Annotated in this window: 13 protein-coding genes; 3 read left to right on the top strand and 10 right to left on the bottom strand. The window is 41.5% G+C overall.

Annotated features, from left to right (window positions below; genetic code table 11):
* Positions 1-112: 112 nt before the first annotated feature.
* Positions 113-1024 (bottom strand): homoserine O-acetyltransferase MetA, encoded by a 912-nt coding sequence (gene metA, locus FR932_RS19355; protein WP_019442583.1) that lies wholly within the window; start codon positions 1022-1024, stop codon positions 113-115.
* A 274-nt stretch (positions 1025-1298) separates the two neighbouring features.
* Between metA and FR932_RS19350 the strand changes: the two genes are divergently transcribed.
* Entirely contained in the window at positions 1299-1916 is a 618-nt protein-coding gene (locus FR932_RS19350; protein WP_019442584.1) for a trimeric intracellular cation channel family protein, read from the top strand.
* Here the strand turns inward: FR932_RS19350 and FR932_RS19345 are convergent.
* The 9 genes from FR932_RS19345 to ampD all read right to left on the bottom strand — a co-directional run bounded on the left by FR932_RS19345 (position 1913) and on the right by ampD (position 16576).
* Positions 1913-2284, bottom strand: coding sequence for a YacL family protein (locus FR932_RS19345; protein WP_019442585.1), 372 nt, complete (start codon positions 2282-2284; stop codon positions 1913-1915). The two genes, FR932_RS19350 and FR932_RS19345, sit on opposite strands and share 4 nt — an antisense overlap.
* A gap of 219 nt (positions 2285-2503) precedes the next feature.
* Positions 2504-5083, bottom strand: coding sequence for a bifunctional aconitate hydratase 2/2-methylisocitrate dehydratase (acnB, locus tag FR932_RS19340; protein ID WP_019442586.1), 2580 nt, complete (start codon positions 5081-5083; stop codon positions 2504-2506).
* Positions 5084-5361: 278 nt separating this feature from the next.
* Positions 5362-7668 carry a patatin-like phospholipase family protein gene (locus tag FR932_RS19335; RefSeq protein ID WP_019442587.1) on the bottom strand — a complete coding sequence of 769 codons (2307 nt, stop codon included), beginning with the start codon at positions 7666-7668 and terminating at the stop codon, positions 5362-5364.
* Positions 7669-7919: 251 nt separating this feature from the next.
* The gene (lpdA, locus tag FR932_RS19330) at positions 7920-9350 is read right to left on the bottom strand and encodes a dihydrolipoyl dehydrogenase (protein WP_019442588.1); all 1431 of its coding nucleotides are present in this window, start codon (positions 9348-9350) and stop codon (positions 7920-7922) included.
* A gap of 244 nt (positions 9351-9594) precedes the next feature.
* On the bottom strand, positions 9595-11205 hold the full coding sequence (gene aceF, locus FR932_RS19325; RefSeq protein WP_019442589.1) for a pyruvate dehydrogenase complex dihydrolipoyllysine-residue acetyltransferase: 1611 nt from the start codon (positions 11203-11205) through the stop codon (positions 9595-9597).
* 10 nt (positions 11206-11215) lie between these two features.
* Positions 11216-13873, bottom strand: a complete 2658-nt coding sequence (aceE, locus tag FR932_RS19320) for a pyruvate dehydrogenase (acetyl-transferring), homodimeric type (protein WP_019442590.1) — start codon at positions 13871-13873, stop codon at positions 11216-11218.
* Positions 13874-13958: 85 nt separating this feature from the next.
* Positions 13959-14720, bottom strand: coding sequence for a pyruvate dehydrogenase complex transcriptional repressor PdhR (gene pdhR / locus FR932_RS19315; RefSeq protein ID WP_019442591.1), 762 nt, complete (start codon positions 14718-14720; stop codon positions 13959-13961).
* A 429-nt stretch (positions 14721-15149) separates the two neighbouring features.
* Complete coding sequence (gene ampE, locus FR932_RS19310; protein ID WP_019442592.1) at positions 15150-15998, bottom strand: regulatory signaling modulator protein AmpE; 849 nt, start codon at positions 15996-15998, stop codon at positions 15150-15152.
* A gap of 11 nt (positions 15999-16009) precedes the next feature.
* Positions 16010-16576 (bottom strand): 1,6-anhydro-N-acetylmuramyl-L-alanine amidase AmpD, encoded by a 567-nt coding sequence (ampD, locus tag FR932_RS19305; RefSeq protein ID WP_019442593.1) that lies wholly within the window; start codon positions 16574-16576, stop codon positions 16010-16012.
* A 176-nt stretch (positions 16577-16752) separates the two neighbouring features.
* Here ampD and FR932_RS19300 point away from each other — a divergent pair, with 176 nt between their 5' ends.
* Positions 16753-17259, top strand: coding sequence for a retropepsin-like aspartic protease family protein (locus tag FR932_RS19300; protein WP_019442594.1), 507 nt, complete (start codon positions 16753-16755; stop codon positions 17257-17259).
* A gap of 24 nt (positions 17260-17283) precedes the next feature.
* The gene (nadC, locus tag FR932_RS19295) at positions 17284-18126 is read left to right on the top strand and encodes a carboxylating nicotinate-nucleotide diphosphorylase (protein WP_019442595.1); all 843 of its coding nucleotides are present in this window, start codon (positions 17284-17286) and stop codon (positions 18124-18126) included.
* Positions 18127-18209: the final 83 nt, after the last annotated feature.

The following is an 18209-nucleotide window of genomic DNA, read 5'->3' as shown; positions in this document are numbered from 1 at the left end:
GATCCCTCGTTTAATTTACTGCAGACTCAGTCCTGAGTCATATTATTTGATACTAATCTATTTACTCGACTTCCTATTCGACTACCTACTCAAATAGCTGCGCGAACGGCATTTATAGATCGTTTAAGTCATATGGCGTTTGTTGATAAACATAATAGTTTAACCAATTGCTATAAAGCAGATTACCATGACTGCGCCAAGTAACAAGAGGGTCATTTTCAGCATTATCATCTTTGTAATAATTCGCGGGTACTTCGGCTTCAACACCATCAGCAACATCACGCATATATTCCTGATGTAAGGTATCAGCACTGTATTCAGGGTGACCTGTTACAAATACCTGACGAAAATCTGCTGAAGCCGCTAAATACACGCCGGTTTCATCATTGGCCGCTAAAATATTAAGATCGGTGCCTGCAAACATGTCTTTCGAAAAATTAGCATAGCGCGACATAGGCACAGGGAATACGTCATCAAAACCACGTACTAACGGATTATGACGGTGGAATGTTTGTTGTGGATAGACACCAGAAAATTTCTGTTCATGCACTTTTTTATCGATACCGTGCAGTACTTTTAATGCCGCTTGTGCTGCCCAACATAAGAATAAGGTTGATACAACGTGGGTTTTAGACCAATGAATGATCTCTTCAATTTGTGGCCAATACGCCACATCTTCATGGCCGACTAAGCCTAACGGGGCACCAGTAATAATTAAACCATCGTAATTGTTATGGCGAATACGTTCGAAATCGTGATAAAACTCATCAATGTGTTCTTGTGGGGTATTCTTAGAGGCACGGTAATCAATACGTAATAGCTCTACATTTACTTGCAGTGGCGTATTCGATAATAACCGTAAAATTTGGTTTTCAGTCTCAATTTTCTTCGGCATAAGGTTAAGAACAACAACCTGCAGCGGTCTAATTTCTTGCTTGGTTGCACGTGACTCTAGCATCACAAAAATATTCTCGTTACCTAATATTTCAGCCGCTGGTAGTCCGTCTTTAATTCTAATTGGCATTATTCCCATCCTTAAGTAATACATTAGCCATCCAGAAGTCTACCCTAATTATCCACCCTTTGTAAGTCTTGTTGCTGATTAAAATAGTCCATTACCTGGCTTTACCCTTTGAAACGCCTAAAATACTGACCACTGGTTCAGTTTATGCAGCCCGTCGCTTGTTATTCGGTTGACCATAATCATGTTTATATATAGGATCGCCTCCTTGCAAGGAGCGCGGCCTATTTCCCATGGATTTATCACTCACCTATTTTCAAACGAAAGGTTTGTAAAAATGCTCACTTATATCTATTTAATTGCCATCACTGCCGAAGCTATGTCAGGCGCATTAATGGCGGGTCGTCGTAATATGGACATCTTTGGTGTGGCCGTTATTGCCTTTGTCACTGCACTTGGTGGCGGTACGGTACGTGATGTGTTATTAGGTAACTTTCCAATCTCTTGGACCCAGCATCCTCACTATGTGTATATCACGATATGTGCAGGTTTGTTTACCATTCTGATTGCCAAACACATGAATCATTTACGTCGTTTGTTCTTAGTACTCGACGCACTAGGCCTGATTGCCTTTACTATTATTGGCTGTAATGTAGCGATGAAACTCGGCTATCACCCAACAGTGATCATTATGGCTGGTATGATCACGGGGATATGTGGCGGCGTATTACGAGATTTACTCTGTAATCGAACGCCAGTGGTCTTTAGCAAAGAAATTTATGCGGGTATTTCGTTATTAGTGGCGGTACTTTATCTGGGTTTAGAAACATTAGGCATTGACCACGACATCACCCTTATTGTGGCCTTCAGTGTTGGTGTTACTTTGCGTTTATGCGCTATTTATTGGAAATGGTCACTGCCAACATTTAGTTATACATCAGAAGAGTGGGATTAGCGCTGACTAAAAAATGCTAACCAGGCTTGGAGTATGATTTCAAAATCTTCCAAGCCACAGACTGCCACAGTTTCTGCATCATAAAAATTCATATCGTCATCTAGCTCTTCACCAGAATCAATTAACTCCGAATTCATACAAGCACAGACATCTTCTTGCGTCATGGTTAATGTCATCTCATCACCGACTAAACGATACTCTTGTTTTTTACGTGCTTTTAATAAATCTATTTCAGCTTGAATCAACGCAATTGTGGCTTTATCCGTGCCTAAAGTGCCTTGGATCCAACTACCCAGAGCCGTCTGTTCCATTGAGATTATTACGCGGTAAGTATCTGTTAGGGTATCTTTTCTAAATTCAAAATCCACGGTTACGCCTGCTGTTAAGTTAGGGGGTCATAGTTTATTAATGCTTTATTACTAGCTTAGTAATAGGGTAATAATTTGATCGGTTTTCAAGGGAGAGGATTGTAGCAAAAAATAGCGGAAACAAAAACGGCTCCCTATCGAGGGAGCCGTTTCATACACGTATTTTGTTCTATTCAGTTAGCTCATTAACGATATAGTCGTCACTGCACCATCTGTTAATTAAACAGCTTCTTGAACAATTACTTCGTTCGCTTTCTCGATATAAGAAGCAATTTTATCGAAGTTTAAGTAGCGGTAAGTATCCGCTGCCGTTGCATCAAGTTCAGACGCCAGTTCCATGTATTCTGTAACCGTTGGGATACGACCTTTAATTGCCGCTACAGCAGCAACTTCAGCAGAACTCAAATAAACGTTAGCACCTGTACCAAGACGGTTCGGGAAGTTACGTGTTGACGTAGAAACAACCGTAGTATTATCACCTACACGGGCTTGGTTACCCATACATAGTGAACAACCTGGCATTTCGGTACGTGCGCCCGCTTTACCGAAGATAGAATAATAACCTTCGTCACTTAATTGTGCGGCATCCATACGCGTTGGCGGAGTTACCCACATACGTGTTGGCAATGAACCGTTGAATTTCTCCAATAGTTTACCCGCTGCACGGAAGTGTCCGATGTTAGTCATGCATGAACCAACAAAGACTTCATCAATCGCCACGCCAGCAACATCAGATAATAGTTTCACATCATCTGGATCATTTGGACAAGCTAGGATAGGTTCTTTCACGTCAGCTAAATCAATTTCAATGATTTCAGCGTATTCAGCATCAGCATCAGCTTCAAGTAACTGTGGATCAGCGATCCAAGCTTTCATTTCAGCAACACGACGCGCAATCGTTTTCGGATCGCCATAACCTTCAGCAATCATCCAGTTTAACATCACGATGTTAGACTCTAGGTATTCAATGATTGGTGCTTCATCAAGTTTGATTGAACAACCTGCAGCAGAACGCTCTGCAGATGCATCTGATAATTCAAATGCTTGCTCTACTTTCAGCTCAGGTAAACCTTCAATTTCTAGGACACGGCCAGAGAATGCATTGATTTTGCCTTCTTTAGCAACCGTCAGTAGACCTTTCTGAATAGCGTAATACGGGATAGCATTAACCAAATCACGTAATGTGATACCCGGTTGTAGTTCACCTTTAAAACGTACCAAGATAGATTCAGGCATATCAAGTGGCATAACACCTGTCGCTGCAGCAAATGCAACGAGACCAGAACCCGCAGGGAAAGAGATACCTAATGGGAAACGCGTATGTGAATCACCACCAGTACCAACAGTATCTGGCAATAACATACGGTTTAACCATGAGTGAATTACACCATCACCCGGACGTAACGAAACACCCGCACGGTTACGAATAAAGTCTGGTAACGTATGGTGAGTTTGTACATCAACTGGTTTCGGATATGCCGCAGTATGACAGAAAGACTGCATGACTAAGTCAGCAGAGAAACCAAGACAAGCAAGATCTTTCAGTTCATCACGCGTCATTGGACCCGTAGTATCTTGAGAGCCTACTGTCGTCATTTTAGGTTCGCAATACTGGTTAGGACGCACGCCCGTTACACCACATGCTTTACCAACCATTTTTTGCGCTAAAGAATAACCTTTAGTCGAAGCCGCTACATCTTGAGGTAGACGGAATACTGTTGAATCTTCTAGACCTAATGCAGCACGTGCACGCGTTGTTAAACCACGACCAATGATCAGTGGAATACGACCACCGGCACGCACTTCATCAAGAATGACATCAGTTTTGATTTTGAATTCTGTAATTGCCGCGCCAGTATCGTTCGCTTTAACGACACCTGCATATGGATAGATATCAATAACGTCGCCAGTGCTTAGGCTACTTACATCAAATTCTAATGGTAAAGCACCTGAATCTTCCATTGTGTTGAAGAAGATTGGCGCGATTTTAGAACCGATACAAACACCACCGCCGCGCTTGTTAGGCACGAATGGGATATCATCACCCATACACCATAACACTGAGTTAGTTGCTGATTTACGTGAAGAACCCGTACCAACAACATCACCAACGTAAGCCACTGGGTGACCTTTTTGTTTTAATTCTTCAATTGCTTGTAGTGGCGTAGCTGAAACACCTTCACGCTCATTTTTAAGCATTGCAAGTGCATGCAGCGGGATATCTGGACGAGACCATGCATCTGGAGCAGGTGATAGATCATCAGTATTGGTTTCGCCAGGTACTTTAAATACGGTGACTGTGATTTTTTCAGCCACTTCAGGTTTCGTTAAGAACCATTCAGCGTCAGCCCAAGATTGCATAACTTGTTGTGCAAATTTATTACCTGCTTTTGCTTTTTCTTCAACAGTATAGAAAGCATCAAACATTAATAGTGTGTGTGATAAGCCTTTTGCAGCGATAGGAGCAAGCGCATCAACATCCAGTAATTCAACCAATGTTTCGATGTTGTAACCACCTTGCATCGTGCCAAGTAGTTCCGTTGCACGTTCTGCAGATAAGATAGGTGATGTCGCTTCACCTTTAACAATCGCTGTTAAGAAGCCAGCTTTTACATAAGCAGCTTCATCCACACCTGGTGGTACACGATTCGTTAAAAGATCTAAAATAACTTCTTCTTCGCCAGCGATTGGTGCTTTCACCAATTCAACTAGAGCAGCAACTTGTTCAGCATCAAGAGGTTTCGGTACAACCCCATCAGCGGCACGTTCTTCGACATGTTTACGATAAGCTTTTAGCACAACACATTCCTCTTATTTTATGCCACCCATGGTGGACATCCTTGTTATATATAACCCTAAATCAGTAATTTTTGATGCAAGTTCAACGGTTATTTATGTGAACTCAGCAATAATAAAGTTAGAGCCTCTTGCAGAGTGTTCACAAATATAACATTTTTAACTTAAAATTAAAATTAAAGCAGCATGTGCATCAGGACTTTTACATAAATACTCAACATTCATCAAACTTATGATGAAAAAATGATAACTAATTTACGTGAATGTTTATAACGCCATATCTAGAAATTATTACCAATAAACAAATAGCCAGAAGCATGACCCCCTTCGGCATAACCATAAGACAGCATCACCGGACCAATACCGGTATCTAGCGCGACAAACATACTACCCGCTGTAATCGTTGAATCAAAACTGATGTCATCAGTATCGTTCCAGACATTACCCTGCTCGATTGAAGCCCCTAAATAAAGTGGTAATGAGAATGCGCCAAAATTGTTATCCAATAAACGATGGCGATAGATTAATGCCACCAGTCCTTTGTGATTCCCGGTCAACTCGTTAATGCCATAACCCGACAGATTCTGGAAACCACCAATACCGACTTCGAACGTAGGGGAGATAGCTGGCCCATCATAACTGGCCACTGATGCCTTGAACTCCAACGTAGAACGATCTAATGACACCGCATTACGCCAATCTAAACTGAAGAAGATATTATTCTCGTTACTATTTAAATAATCACCAGTATCAATGTAAACATCCGCATCTAATTTGAAACCTTTTGTTGGGAACGAAATATTATCAAACGAATCTAAACGAGTTTTTACATACCAGCCTTGACTATCGAAATCTTTATCGATGGTAGTACCAATTATTTCCGCTGTGCCTGATTGATAATAACTACCTACCGCAATCTGCATCCACTCAAGCGGGATTGCACCTAATTCAGCAAAAACGCCTATTTGTTCTGTTTTAACCGGAAAATATTCGAACGTAGAATTAATTGGTGTAAGCGCCGGATCATTAACAGAACCTAAATAGAGCTTACTTTCATAGTTTTCTAAACGCACACCAGTTTTAAAGAAAAAATATTGGTTATAATCAATTGGCGAGTAAAATTCAGTACTGATGTTAGAGTCCGAACCATACACTAACTCAGTACGCCACTCTCCGCCCAGTCGATTTAAATCACTCAAAATATATTGTAAACCGATTTGCTGGCTATCATCACTGGTCGTTGATTGCTGAATGTTAAATTTAAAGTCCACATAACCCGGCCCCCAACTTTTCTCAACCACATTGATATTCAAATCATGAAGACCGTCTTTTTCAGTAATACTGTAATCCACTTTTTGAAATAGGTTTAATGCATAAAGCCCATCAAGTTCCTGCTCTAACTCCGCGACAGTAATTTTGTCACCACGCTTTAAGCTTAATTTATTTTCGATAACACGTGGGCTTAATCGCGTATCGGTATTAATTTTAATATCATTTATTTCAATGGTTTCAATTTGTGCTAATTGCTGCTTTCGCGCTGCTTTTTGCTGTTGGTATACCGCATAATTTGCATCTGATAGTGATAATGCATTCAATTTAGCACTGGCGTATTCAGCGGCCTTTTCACCGCGTACAACTGCCTCTGGCATCAAATCAAAATCAGCCGTACCTATGCCATCAATATCAGGGCTCAATAACACATCTTGCTCAGATAACTTTAAGATCTGTTCATTAGCACTCGCACGTGTCATCGAACTCGATAGCTGATCAAAAATAAGGAACGCACTAGTGATCTCTTCTTGGCTGTAAAGCTGTGAACCAATATCCACCGCAATCACGATATCAGCGCCCATCTCCTGTAATACACCAATCGGTAAGTTATTCACCATACCACCGTCAACAAGGTGCTGGCCGTCAATAAATACAGGCGTTAGCGCGCCAGGGATAGACATACTCGCTTGCATCACTTTGGATAAATCACCACGCTCTAATACTACTTCGCGCATGGTTTCAATATTGGTAGCAATAGCGCGATACGGTATCGGCAGCAAGTCAAAATGATTTACATAAGGTAAGCTATTAGTTGAAAGACGTAACAGTTTCCCCATGCCTTGGCCTTGTACAAAGCCCGATGGATATTCCACACTGGTGCCGTCAAAGCCGATATTGGTGTGGATTTGAAATGAATCCTGACGCTGTTTTTCTCTTATCGACAACGCCTCACGTGGCACGTCATCGTTATAACCTTGGCTCCAGTCATACTCTGCTAATATCAGCTCTATTTCGGCTGTTGAACGTCCCATGGCATACATACCAGCGATAAAGGAACCCATGCTGGTGCCAGAGATATAATCGACGGGAATATTGTGTTTTTCTAAATACTTAATCACCCCTAAATGCGCAGCACCTTTGGCACCACCACCACTTAACGCTAGACCAATTTTAGGGCGTGTTTTTTCACTCATAGTAGCTGGAGTAGAAATAGCATCTGCGGCGCTAGCGGTGCTTATATTAAGGCTAATAAAAGCGAGAAGTAACCCGTTCATCATGGTAAATGAAGAACCAAAAATCCGTTTAATCTGAGACATAGTTTAATGATGATCCTAAAAATTAATCCATCCCATCCACTGGGAACAACACGTTATATTCAATGCAATGTATAGTTATACCCAACCATATTAGCAACTTCTGTTTTAAAATGCCTAATACCAATGACATAAAATAACCGAACCAGCATTTTATGGGCTAGGATAGAAAAACAGGTATAAAAAAAGCGACCCTAAGGTCGCTTCTATTATTAACAATTAATTCGCTAACGTGTAACGATTAAACCGCTAAATTATTTTTTCTTCACCGCTTTTGCATTAGGAAGGTCAGTAATAGAACCTTCATAAATTTCTGCAGCCATACCAACTGATTCGTGTAACGTTGGGTGTGCATGAATTGTTAATGCGATATCTTCTGCATCACAACCCATTTCAATTGCTAGACAAACTTCACCTAGTAATTCACCCGCGTTAGTACCAACCATAGCACCACCGATGATACGGTTAGTGTCTTTGTTGAATAATAACTTAGTCATACCGTTAGATGCGTCAGAAGCGATCGCACGACCTGATGCAGCCCAAGGGAATACAGCAGCTTCGTAGTTTACGCCTTGCTCTTTCGCTTCTTTCTCAGTTAGACCTGCCCACGCCATTTCTGGCTCAGTGTAAGCAATTGATGGAATAACTTTAGGATCGAAGAAGTGTTTCTTGCCAGCAATGTTTTCTGCAGCAACGTGACCTTCATGCACACCTTTATGCGCCAACATAGGTTGACCAACGATATCGCCGATTGCATAGATGTGTGGAACGTTCGTGCTCATGGTTTTATCTGTTTCGATAAAGCCACGTTCAGTTACATTAATACCCGCTTTCTCAGCATTTAAGCCAAGACCGTTTGGTACACGACCAACAGCAACAAGCACTGCGTCATAGCGTACTGCTTCAGCAGGCGCTTTTTTGCCTTCAAACGTAACGTATAGACCGTCTTCTTTTGCTTCAACGCCTGTTACTTTAGTGCTTAGCATAACGTTAAATTTGTTTTTAACTGCTTTAGCATAAACCTTAACGATGTCTTTATCCGCTGCAGGTACTAATTGATCTGCAAACTCAACAACGTCAATATCAGAACCTAGTGCCGAGTACACAGTACCCATTTCTAGACCGATAATACCACCACCAAGAACAAGTAATTTACCAGGAACTTCTTTCAGTTCTAGTGCATCAGTTGAATCCCAAACGCGTGGATCTTCATGCGGGATGAATGGTAGTTTAACTGGGCGTGAACCCGCTGCAATGATTGCATTATCAAAAGTAACTGTTGTAACGTTACCGTCACGGTCTGTTGCTTCGATAGTGTTAGCGCCAGTAAATTGTGCTAAACCTTCAACCACTTTAACTTTACGCATCTTAGCCATACCGCCAAGACCACCAGTTAATTGACCAACAACTTTTTCTTTCCATGAACGGATTTTAGTGATGTCAGTTTGTGGTGCGCCGAACACGATACCGTGGTCCGCTAATGATTTTGCTTCTTCGATTACTTTAGCTACGTGTAGTAAAGCTTTTGAAGGGATACAACCAACGTTAAGACAAACACCACCTAAGGTGTTATAACGTTCGATGATTACAGTTTCTAAACCTAAATCTGCAGCACGGAATGCAGCAGAGTAGCCCGCAGGACCAGCGCCAAGTACTACGACTTGAGCTTTAACTTCATTACTCATTATGACCTCGTTGTCATTTAATTATCTGGAATGGCGGTTACCTCACTCAGAGGCACAATTTAAAGCTTCTGAGTAATGATGTTCGAATCCAGATAATTTTACATATATGTTAAATAAATGAGAAGTAAAAAGAGTTAAAACATTGCAAAAATGCGATAACTCTTCTGATTAAATACCAAAACTTCTCTTTAATTAAATACTAAAACTATTACTCGATTAAAATTAAGCTTTTGCTTAACTAAAATTAAAGTACTAGCTGACGAAGATCTGAAAGATATCCGTTTAATGCTGTAACAAAACGAGCACCATCAGCGCCATCGATCACACGGTGATCATATGAAAGCGCCATTGGTAACATAAGACGAGGAGCAAAGTCTTTGCCATCCCACTTAGGTTTAATTTCAGAACGTGATACGCCTAAGATTGCCACTTCAGGAGCATTAACGATAGGTGTAAATTGAGTACCACCGATACCGCCAAGGCTAGAAATTGTGAAACAACCGCCTTGCATGTCAGAAGAAGTCAGTTTACCAGCACGTGCTTTCTTAGAGATAACAGCAAGATCTTGGCAAAGCTCGTAAATACCTTTCTGGTCAACGTTACGGATAACCGGAACAACTAGACCGTTTGGTGTATCAACAGCAACACCAACGTTGATGTATTTCTTCTGAATGATGCTTTCGCCATCTTCGCCGATTGAAGTATTGAACTTCGGATAATCAGCTAACGCTTTAGCTACTGCTTTAACGATGAAGATAAGTGGAGAAATCTTGAAGCCTTTATCTTGCTTAACAAGTTTGTTGTTCTCAACTTTACGGAACGCTTCTAGTTCAGTGATGTCTGCTTCGTCGAACTGTGTAACGTGTGGGATTTTAACCCAGTTACGGTGCAGGTTCGGACCAGAAATTTTCTGGATGCGAGTCATCTTAACTACTTCGATTTCACCAAATTTAGCGAAATCAACTTTCGGCCATGCTAGTACGTCCATACCAGAACCGTTGCCGCCAGTAGCGCCAGATTCTAAACGTTTAACTGCATTTTTAACGTAAGTTTGTACGTCTTCTTTTGCGATGCGACCTTTACGACCAGTTGCGCCAACTTTATCTAAGTTAACACCGAATTCGCGTGCTAGACGACGAACTACTGGTGATGCATGGTGGTAAGCGTCGTTTTCAACGAAACCAGTTGCTTCAGGTGCCGTTTTTGATGCAACAGGAGCAGCAGCTTTCGGAGCTTCAACTTTTGCAGCAGGTGCAGCGGCAGCAGCTTGTGCTACAGGAGCAGCAACAGGTGCAGCAACAGGTGCAGCGCCAGCAACTTCAAACGTCATGATGAAAGAACCAGTTGTTACTTTATCGCCAACAGCTGCTTTAATTTCTTTCACAACACCAGCGAATGGTGCAGGAACTTCCATTGAAGCTTTATCGCCTTCAACAGCCATTAAAGTGTCTTCTTCAGCAACAGTATCGCCAACTTTAACTGAAATCTCAGTTACTTCCACTTCATCGTCGCCGATGTCAGGAATGTTAACTTCTAACACTTGCGCAGCAGCGGCAGCAACAGGAGCAGCTTCAACAGCAGGTGCCTCAGCTACAACTTCAGCAACTGGTGCAGCAGCACCGGCTTCAGCAGCGAAGATAAAGATTAATGAACCAGTTTTCACTGTATCACCAACATTTACACGGATTTCTTGTACTACACCAGCTTGTGGCGCAGGTACTTCCATAGACGCTTTGTCACCCTCAACAGCAAGCAAAGTATCTTCTTCTGCAACTGTATCGCCGATTTGAACGGAAATCTCAGTTACTTCTACTTCATCATCACCAATGTCTGGAACGAAAATTTCAATACTCATTTTTTATACCTTATGCGTATAGAGGGTTTAATTTATCAGCGTCGATGTTATATTTTGCAATTGCATCAACAACAACTTGATTTTCTAGATCGCCTTTCTTAACTAATTCAGATAATGCAGCAACAACTACGTATTGCGCGTTAACTTCGAAGTGACGACGTAAGTTTGCACGGCTGTCTGAACGACCAAAACCGTCTGTACCAAGAACTTTGTATGAAGTCGGCACGTATGCACGCGCTTGTTCTGCATAGTTTTTGATATAATCTGTCGCGGCAATAGCAGGCGCATCACTCATTAGTGTAGTGATGTACGGTACTTTTTGCTCAGCTTCAGGGTGTAGCATGTTGTAACGTTCAACGTCTTGACCTTCACGTGCAATTTCATTGAATGAAGTTACCGAGAATACGTCAGAACCAATACCATAGTCTTCACTTAAGATACGAGCCGCTTCGCGTACTTGCATCATGATAGTACCTGAACTTAATAATTGTACTTTTGCTTTTTCGCCAGTATAAGTTTCTAACTTATACATACCTTTACGGATACCTGCTTCAGCACCTTCAGGCATTGCATGGTGAGCATAGTTTTCATTCATCAATGTGATGTAATAGAAAACATTTTCTTGCTCGCCGTACATACGACGTAAACCATCTTGTAATACAACAGCAACTTCATACGCGAATGTTGGGTCATAAGACACACAGTTCGGAATAAGGCCTGCTTGTACTAAGCTGTGACCATCTTCATGTTGAAGACCTTCACCGTTTAGCGTTGTACGACCAGCTGTAGCACCTAATAGGAAGCCACGCGCCATTTGATCGCCAGCCATCCATGCAGAGTCACCAATACGTTGGAAACCAAACATTGAATAATAAATATACAGTGGGATCATAGGTACGTCATTAGTACTGTATGATGTTGCCGCTGCAACCCATGAAGACATAGCACCTAGCTCATTAATACCTTCTTGAAGTACTTGGCCGCTAGTTTCTTCTTTATAGTAAGAAACGATTTCGCGATCTTGAGGTGTGTATGCTTGACCTTTAGGGTTATAAATACCCACTTGACGGAATAAACCTTCCATACCAAATGTACGCGCTTCATCGGCGATAATTGGTACGATGTTTTTGCCAACACCTTTGTGCTTAAGTAGCACGTTTAAAGCACGGACATAAGCCATCGTTGTCGAGATTTCACGTTTTTGCTCACCAAGTAGCACGCCGAAATCTTCAACAGTTGGGATATCTAGCTTGCCAGAGAATTCAGGTTTACGTTGTGGTAAGTAACCGTTTAATTCTTTACGACGCGCATGCATGTATTCGTGTTCAGGCGTGCCTTCTTCGATTTTAACATACGGTAGTTCTAACAACTGATCATCAGATACAGGTACATCGAAACGATCACGGAACTGCTTAAGCGTATCCGATTTCATTTTTTTCACGCCGTGCGCGATGTTTTTACCTTCAGCAGCTTCACCCATACCGTAACCTTTTACAGTTTTAGCTAGGATAACTGTTGGTAAACCTACTGTTGCTTTTGCTTTTGCATAAGCAGCGTAAAGTTTACTTGATGAATGACCGCCACGCTTAAGTGCGTAGATTTCATCATCAGTCATGTCTGCAACTAATGCAGCAGTTTCAGGGTAACGATTAAAGAAATGCTCGCGTACGTAAGCGCCGCCTTTAGCTTTCAACGTTTGGTAATCACCATCTACAGTTTCATTCATTAACTGTAGTAATTTACCAGACGTATCTTTAGCAAGAAGTTCATCCCACTCTTCGCCCCAAACAACTTTAATCACATTCCAACCAGCGCCTTTAAATAAGCTTTCTAGTTCTTGAATGATCTTACCGTTACCCATTACAGGGCCATCTAGACGTTGTAAGTTACAGTTAACAACAAATACTAAATTGTCTAAACCTTCACGAGCTGCAAATGATAATGCGCCACGTGATTCTGGTTCATCCATTTCGCCATCACCTAGGAAAGCGTATACAGTTTGATCTTCAGTCTGTTTAAGACCACGGCCATCTAGGTATTTCAAGAAACGCGCTTGATAGATAGCAGAGAATGGACCAAGACCCATAGATACTGTAGGGAACTGCCAGTATTCAGGCATCAACTTAGGATGTGGGTATGACGGGATACCTTTACCATCAACTTCTTGACGGAAGTTGTTTAGTTGCTCTTCAGTTAAACGGCCTTCAACAAATGAACGCGCGTAGATACCAGGAGAAATATGACCTTGGTAATAAACTAAATCGCCACCGTCTTTTTCCGTTGGAGCACGGAAGAAGTGGTTGAAACATACATCGTAAAGTGCAGCAGAAGACTGGAAAGATGCCATGTGGCCACCTAAATCTAAGTCTTTCTTTGATGCACGTAGTACGATCATTAAAGCATTCCAGCGGATAATCGAACGAATACGACGTTCTAGTTTCTCGTCACCTGGGTATACAGGTTGGTCTTCAGTACGGATGGTATTAATGTAATCCGTAGTGATGCCGCCTTTACCTAGTGCAACGCCGTCTTGATGTGCTTTTGCAATTACTTTTTCTAGCAAATACTGTGCACGTTCAAGACCTTCTTCACGAATTACTGATTCGATTGATTCTAGCCATTCGGTAGTTTCGATTGGGTCTACATCATGCTTTAAGATGTCGGACATATGAGATTCCTTACTAATTAGATCTCTACAATATTAAAGAAATATTCTTAAGCATAGGTATGTTTAAGAATATTCATTAGTAACACTATTTAGCTTGTTTTATACGGCGTGACGCACGATTAATGCGGCTATCTTCACGCCCAATATCTAGCAATGCTTGCTCGATATAAGCCAGATGGGCATGACATGCTTCTCTGGCTGTTTCTGGTTGTCGGTTAAGAATTGCAGTGAGCATATCACCGCGGTGTTGGCTAATTTGTTCAACCACACCTTGACGCTTTTCCAACAACCTAAAATTTTGACAAATATTATCTTCTAACAATGGATTCAAACCACGCAGAAGATGCAACAACACAATATTATGTGATGCCGCGGTAACCGCAATATTAAACGCACTGACGGCTTGCGCCTGCAATTGCGGATCTTGCGCTAATTCCGATGCCGTCACAGCATCAAGCGCAACACGCAATTGTTGAAAATCGGTTTCAGTACCACGCAACGCGGCGTAATAGGCTGAGATACCTTCTAAGGCATGACGAAATTCAAGCAAATCTAATTGCGCTTCAGGGTGTGTCGTCAATAATTGAAACAGCGGTTCCATCAGTGTTTGGTCCATGACCTTCTTCACCCATGTACCACGCCCTTGACGACGTTCCAATAAACCTTTGCTTTCCAGACGTAGAATTGCATCACGTACAGTTGGGCGAGAAACCTCTAACTGCAGAGCTAAATCACGCTCTGAAGGTAAGCGCTGGCCGGATTCTAAACTACCTTCCAAAATCATCTGCTCTAGTTGTTCTGCGATTGCATCTGACAACTTCGGCGGTTGAATTTTTCGATAGACCATGTGAACCTCAAAATGACCAGTGGTAAATTGGTAAGACCAATTTAATATTAAGTCATGACAATTTACCAAAACCACGTTCGATTGTCATTAAAAATAGACATTTTTGTTCGTATTAATGCTGTTTAAATCAAAATAGTCAGTATTAATCAATCTAAATAAATGGATAAACAAAGCATATTAATAGGGTGATTACTCTTCAGGCCAGTTTAAATAACTAAACCCTAAGCACTAAACTGCAACAAACTACCCCAAAAGTGATAACCCTGTTATATTGGTCTTACCACTTAAGAGGATGTTTAAGCACAATAAAGCATAGACCATAACAGCCTATTGATTATCAAAAATCAGACGATTTAACTACATTAGATTATGCTTAACGAATCAGTGAACCGTGCTGAGATGAACAATCAATACGCATTGAGTGGCGCATTAAATAATAGTACCGTTAATGGTAAGGAGAGAGATGATAGTCACAAAGAAGGTAATATTTCGTTTCGCTAGCTGCACTAAATAGCAGGTATAGTCATAACATAGATCTGTTTCTACATTAGAGTTACTCGCGAGATATACAACCTTGCCTAATAAATCAAATTCTGGCGTCGATAGATCGCGCCAACTGCGTAAACTCTGTGGTAAGGCGGCCTGCTCTTCCGCCACCAGCGCAAAACCAAGCATTGTTAAGCGTGCCGGTAACCAATCAACCACCCGCATGACCCGATGAATACCAGTGTGCTTTAAGCGCTTGCTATGATGTTGAATAATATATTTATGGTAGCTACGCGCCACGACATATAACGTTAATCCAATCGGTCCTGCGACGGCAAAGTAAAAAATCACCGCAAAATAAAAACGGTAATTAAGCCAAACTAACTGCTGGGCAACAGTTTGGGTCAGTAACGTCGCGCAACAACGCTCACTATTCACGTCTAAACAATTGGCATACATACCTTTAGCTTTTAAGTCATTACGGCTCAAGGCTTTCAGATACTGGCGATAATCACGGCGATAGTCACTACCACCAAAACTCATCAACAATAATAGTAACCAAGTAAAAATGGTAAAAATACCATAATAAAGACCCGCCAGTGCATCTAATAAGCTGTACATCAAAATGGCTGGTAATGCGATAATCGCCAGCGTACCAAACAAACCACCATTGATAAACGAAGGTAGTAACGGAAACAGATAACGCTGCAGTACATTATCGAACTGCAGTTTAACGCTCAAATGTACTACTCGCTCAATGAGTAATGCCAGCAGCAGAGATATTAATGCCATATTAGTTGTCCTTATTGATCAGCCTTTGAATTTAAACATGCGAAATAGTGTTGCCAATCAAAATGCGGGCCGGGATCATCTTTACGGTACGGGGCGATATCACTGTGGCCGGTAATACGCGCTTGGGTGATTAATGGATAGCGGATTTGTATTTCTCGGGTTACCGTTGTCAGGCATTGATACTGGGCCGCAGTATAAGGGTGGTTAACATCCCCTTCTAACTCAATACCAATAGAAAAATCATTACACCTGACTTGACCCTCAAATTCAGAGAGTCCAGCATGCCAAGCACGTTTAGCGAACGGTACAAATTGGATCACGCGTCCATTACGGCGGATGTATAAATGTGCAGAAACTCTTACCGAGATTAATTTTTGAAAATAAGGATGCAGACTACAATCGAGTTTACCGAGAAAAAAGTCTTCAACATAATCAGCACCATATTGTTCAGGAGGTAAACTGATACAATGGATCACGAGTAAATCGATATCAACATCGCTGGGACGGTCATCAAAATGTGGAGACACTAAAAAATCAGCATCTGCCAATAATCCTGATTTTGCTTGTCTATTTACCACTGTATTTATACCTTCTGACTTATAATCAAATTTAATCCGAGTCAAAGCTACTCGTTACAATAACGACTAGCTACAATAGCCTCACTTTACAATGATATCGTTAGCAATAACATAGTTCTATCCGTAAAATACAGAACTACATCGGTAAAATACCTCGTTTAGAATGGAGAAAGCTAATGGATGGAAATCAAAAAATAGCCAAAGCCATGACTTATATCGCCTGGATAAGTGGGTTAATTGTCCTGACGCTATTCTTCGATAATTATTTATCGAACCAGCAAAACCCCAATAGTAACCCAGAAAGTTACCACCAAAATGGCAATGCAGTGGTGATGCTGCAACAAAATCGTGCCGGACACTATGTTACTCATGGTTATATAAATGGTTATCAGGTAAAATTTTTACTCGATACGGGCGCCACGCAGGTTTCAATACCGGCACACGTCGCCGAACAGATCGGCCTAACCGCTGGCTATAGTCAATCAGTCAATACCGCTAATGGCGTGATTGAAGTATTTTCAACTCGCTTAGATAGCTTATCGGTTGGTAAGTTAACGCTTTACGACCTCGGTGCCAATATCAATCCTTATATGGATGGTGATACAATTCTGCTGGGTATGAATGCATTGAAACAAGTTAAATTAGTCCAGCAAGGCAAAACCCTCACGCTAAGTGAATATTAGTTTTTAATCGACCTAGGAATTATTATGTTACAACAAGAAATACGCCGCGCAGTAAGCACTGCATTAGCAGAAGACCTTGGTGGTCAAAGTGTGGCTGAAGGTGATATCACGGCAAACTTAATCGCCGCAGAAACACAAGCGAAAGCCAAAGTGATCAGTCGTGAACAAGCGGTATTTTGTGGTAAATCCTGGGTTGATGAAGTATTCCACCAGCTTGGTGATGCCGTAACCGTGACTTGGTTTGTTGCAGACGGCGATTTAGTTGCCGCAGACCAAACGTTATTCACGCTAGAAGGTCCAGCACGTACGTTATTAACTGGCGAACGTAACGCCCTCAACTTTGTACAAACATTATCTGGGGTTGCCACATTAACCAAACAATATGTTAATGAACTTACTGGTACCAAATGTCAGCTACTTGATACCCGTAAAACAATCCCAGGCCTACGTTTTGCCCAAAAATATGCGGTAACTTGTGGCGGCGGTAAAAACCACCGTATCGGCTTGTTCGATGCTTACCTAATTAAAGAAAACCACATCATGGCTTGTGGTGGTATTGAAAATGCTATCGCTAAAGCAAAAGAGCTACAACCTGGTAAGCCAGTTGAAGTTGAAACGGAAAGCCTAGCTGAGTTGCAACAAGCATTAGATGCAGGTGCAGATATTGTCATGATCGATAACTTTGATATTCCAATGATGCGTGCTGCGGTTGAGTTAAACCAAGGTAAGGCTAAATTAGAAGTATCAGGGAACGTAACAATTGAAACACTAGCCAGCTTTGCGGCAACCGGTGTTGACTTTATCTCGGTTGGCGCACTAACAAAGCACGTACAAGCAACTGACCTGTCGATGCGCTTTATTAAATAATCTCAGTTTAATAATCAGCATTACAGTAGAACGAGATAACCTTATCCGTTCTAAAGTAGTAGTAAAATATTGAGCACTGCCAC

Source organism: Moritella marina ATCC 15381, assembly GCF_008931805.1.
Taxonomy (GTDB): Bacteria; Pseudomonadota; Gammaproteobacteria; order Enterobacterales; family Moritellaceae; genus Moritella; species Moritella marina.
Note: the sequence above shows the minus strand (reverse complement) of the source record. Positions and strands in the feature narration are given on the sequence as shown.

What these genes read in the sequence shown, in the direction of transcription:
- ampE (WP_019442592.1), bottom strand. Translation starts at nt 15,998, where the DNA reads ATGGCATTAATATCTCTGCTGCTGGCATTACTCATTGAGCGAGTAGTA.
- FR932_RS19335 (WP_019442587.1), bottom strand. Translation starts at nt 7,668, where the DNA reads ATGTCTCAGATTAAACGGATTTTTGGTTCTTCATTTACCATGATGAAC.
- metA (WP_019442583.1), bottom strand. Translation starts at nt 1,024, where the DNA reads ATGCCAATTAGAATTAAAGACGGACTACCAGCGGCTGAAATATTAGGT.
- aceF (WP_019442589.1), bottom strand. Translation starts at nt 11,205, where the DNA reads ATGAGTATTGAAATTTTCGTTCCAGACATTGGTGATGATGAAGTAGAA.
- nadC (WP_019442595.1), top strand. Translation starts at nt 17,284, where the DNA reads ATGTTACAACAAGAAATACGCCGCGCAGTAAGCACTGCATTAGCAGAA.
- FR932_RS19300 (WP_019442594.1), top strand. Translation starts at nt 16,753, where the DNA reads ATGGATGGAAATCAAAAAATAGCCAAAGCCATGACTTATATCGCCTGG.
- pdhR (WP_019442591.1), bottom strand. Translation starts at nt 14,720, where the DNA reads ATGGTCTATCGAAAAATTCAACCGCCGAAGTTGTCAGATGCAATCGCA.
- lpdA (WP_019442588.1), bottom strand. Translation starts at nt 9,350, where the DNA reads ATGAGTAATGAAGTTAAAGCTCAAGTCGTAGTACTTGGCGCTGGTCCT.
- FR932_RS19350 (WP_019442584.1), top strand. Translation starts at nt 1,299, where the DNA reads ATGCTCACTTATATCTATTTAATTGCCATCACTGCCGAAGCTATGTCA.
- aceE (WP_019442590.1), bottom strand. Translation starts at nt 13,873, where the DNA reads ATGTCCGACATCTTAAAGCATGATGTAGACCCAATCGAAACTACCGAA.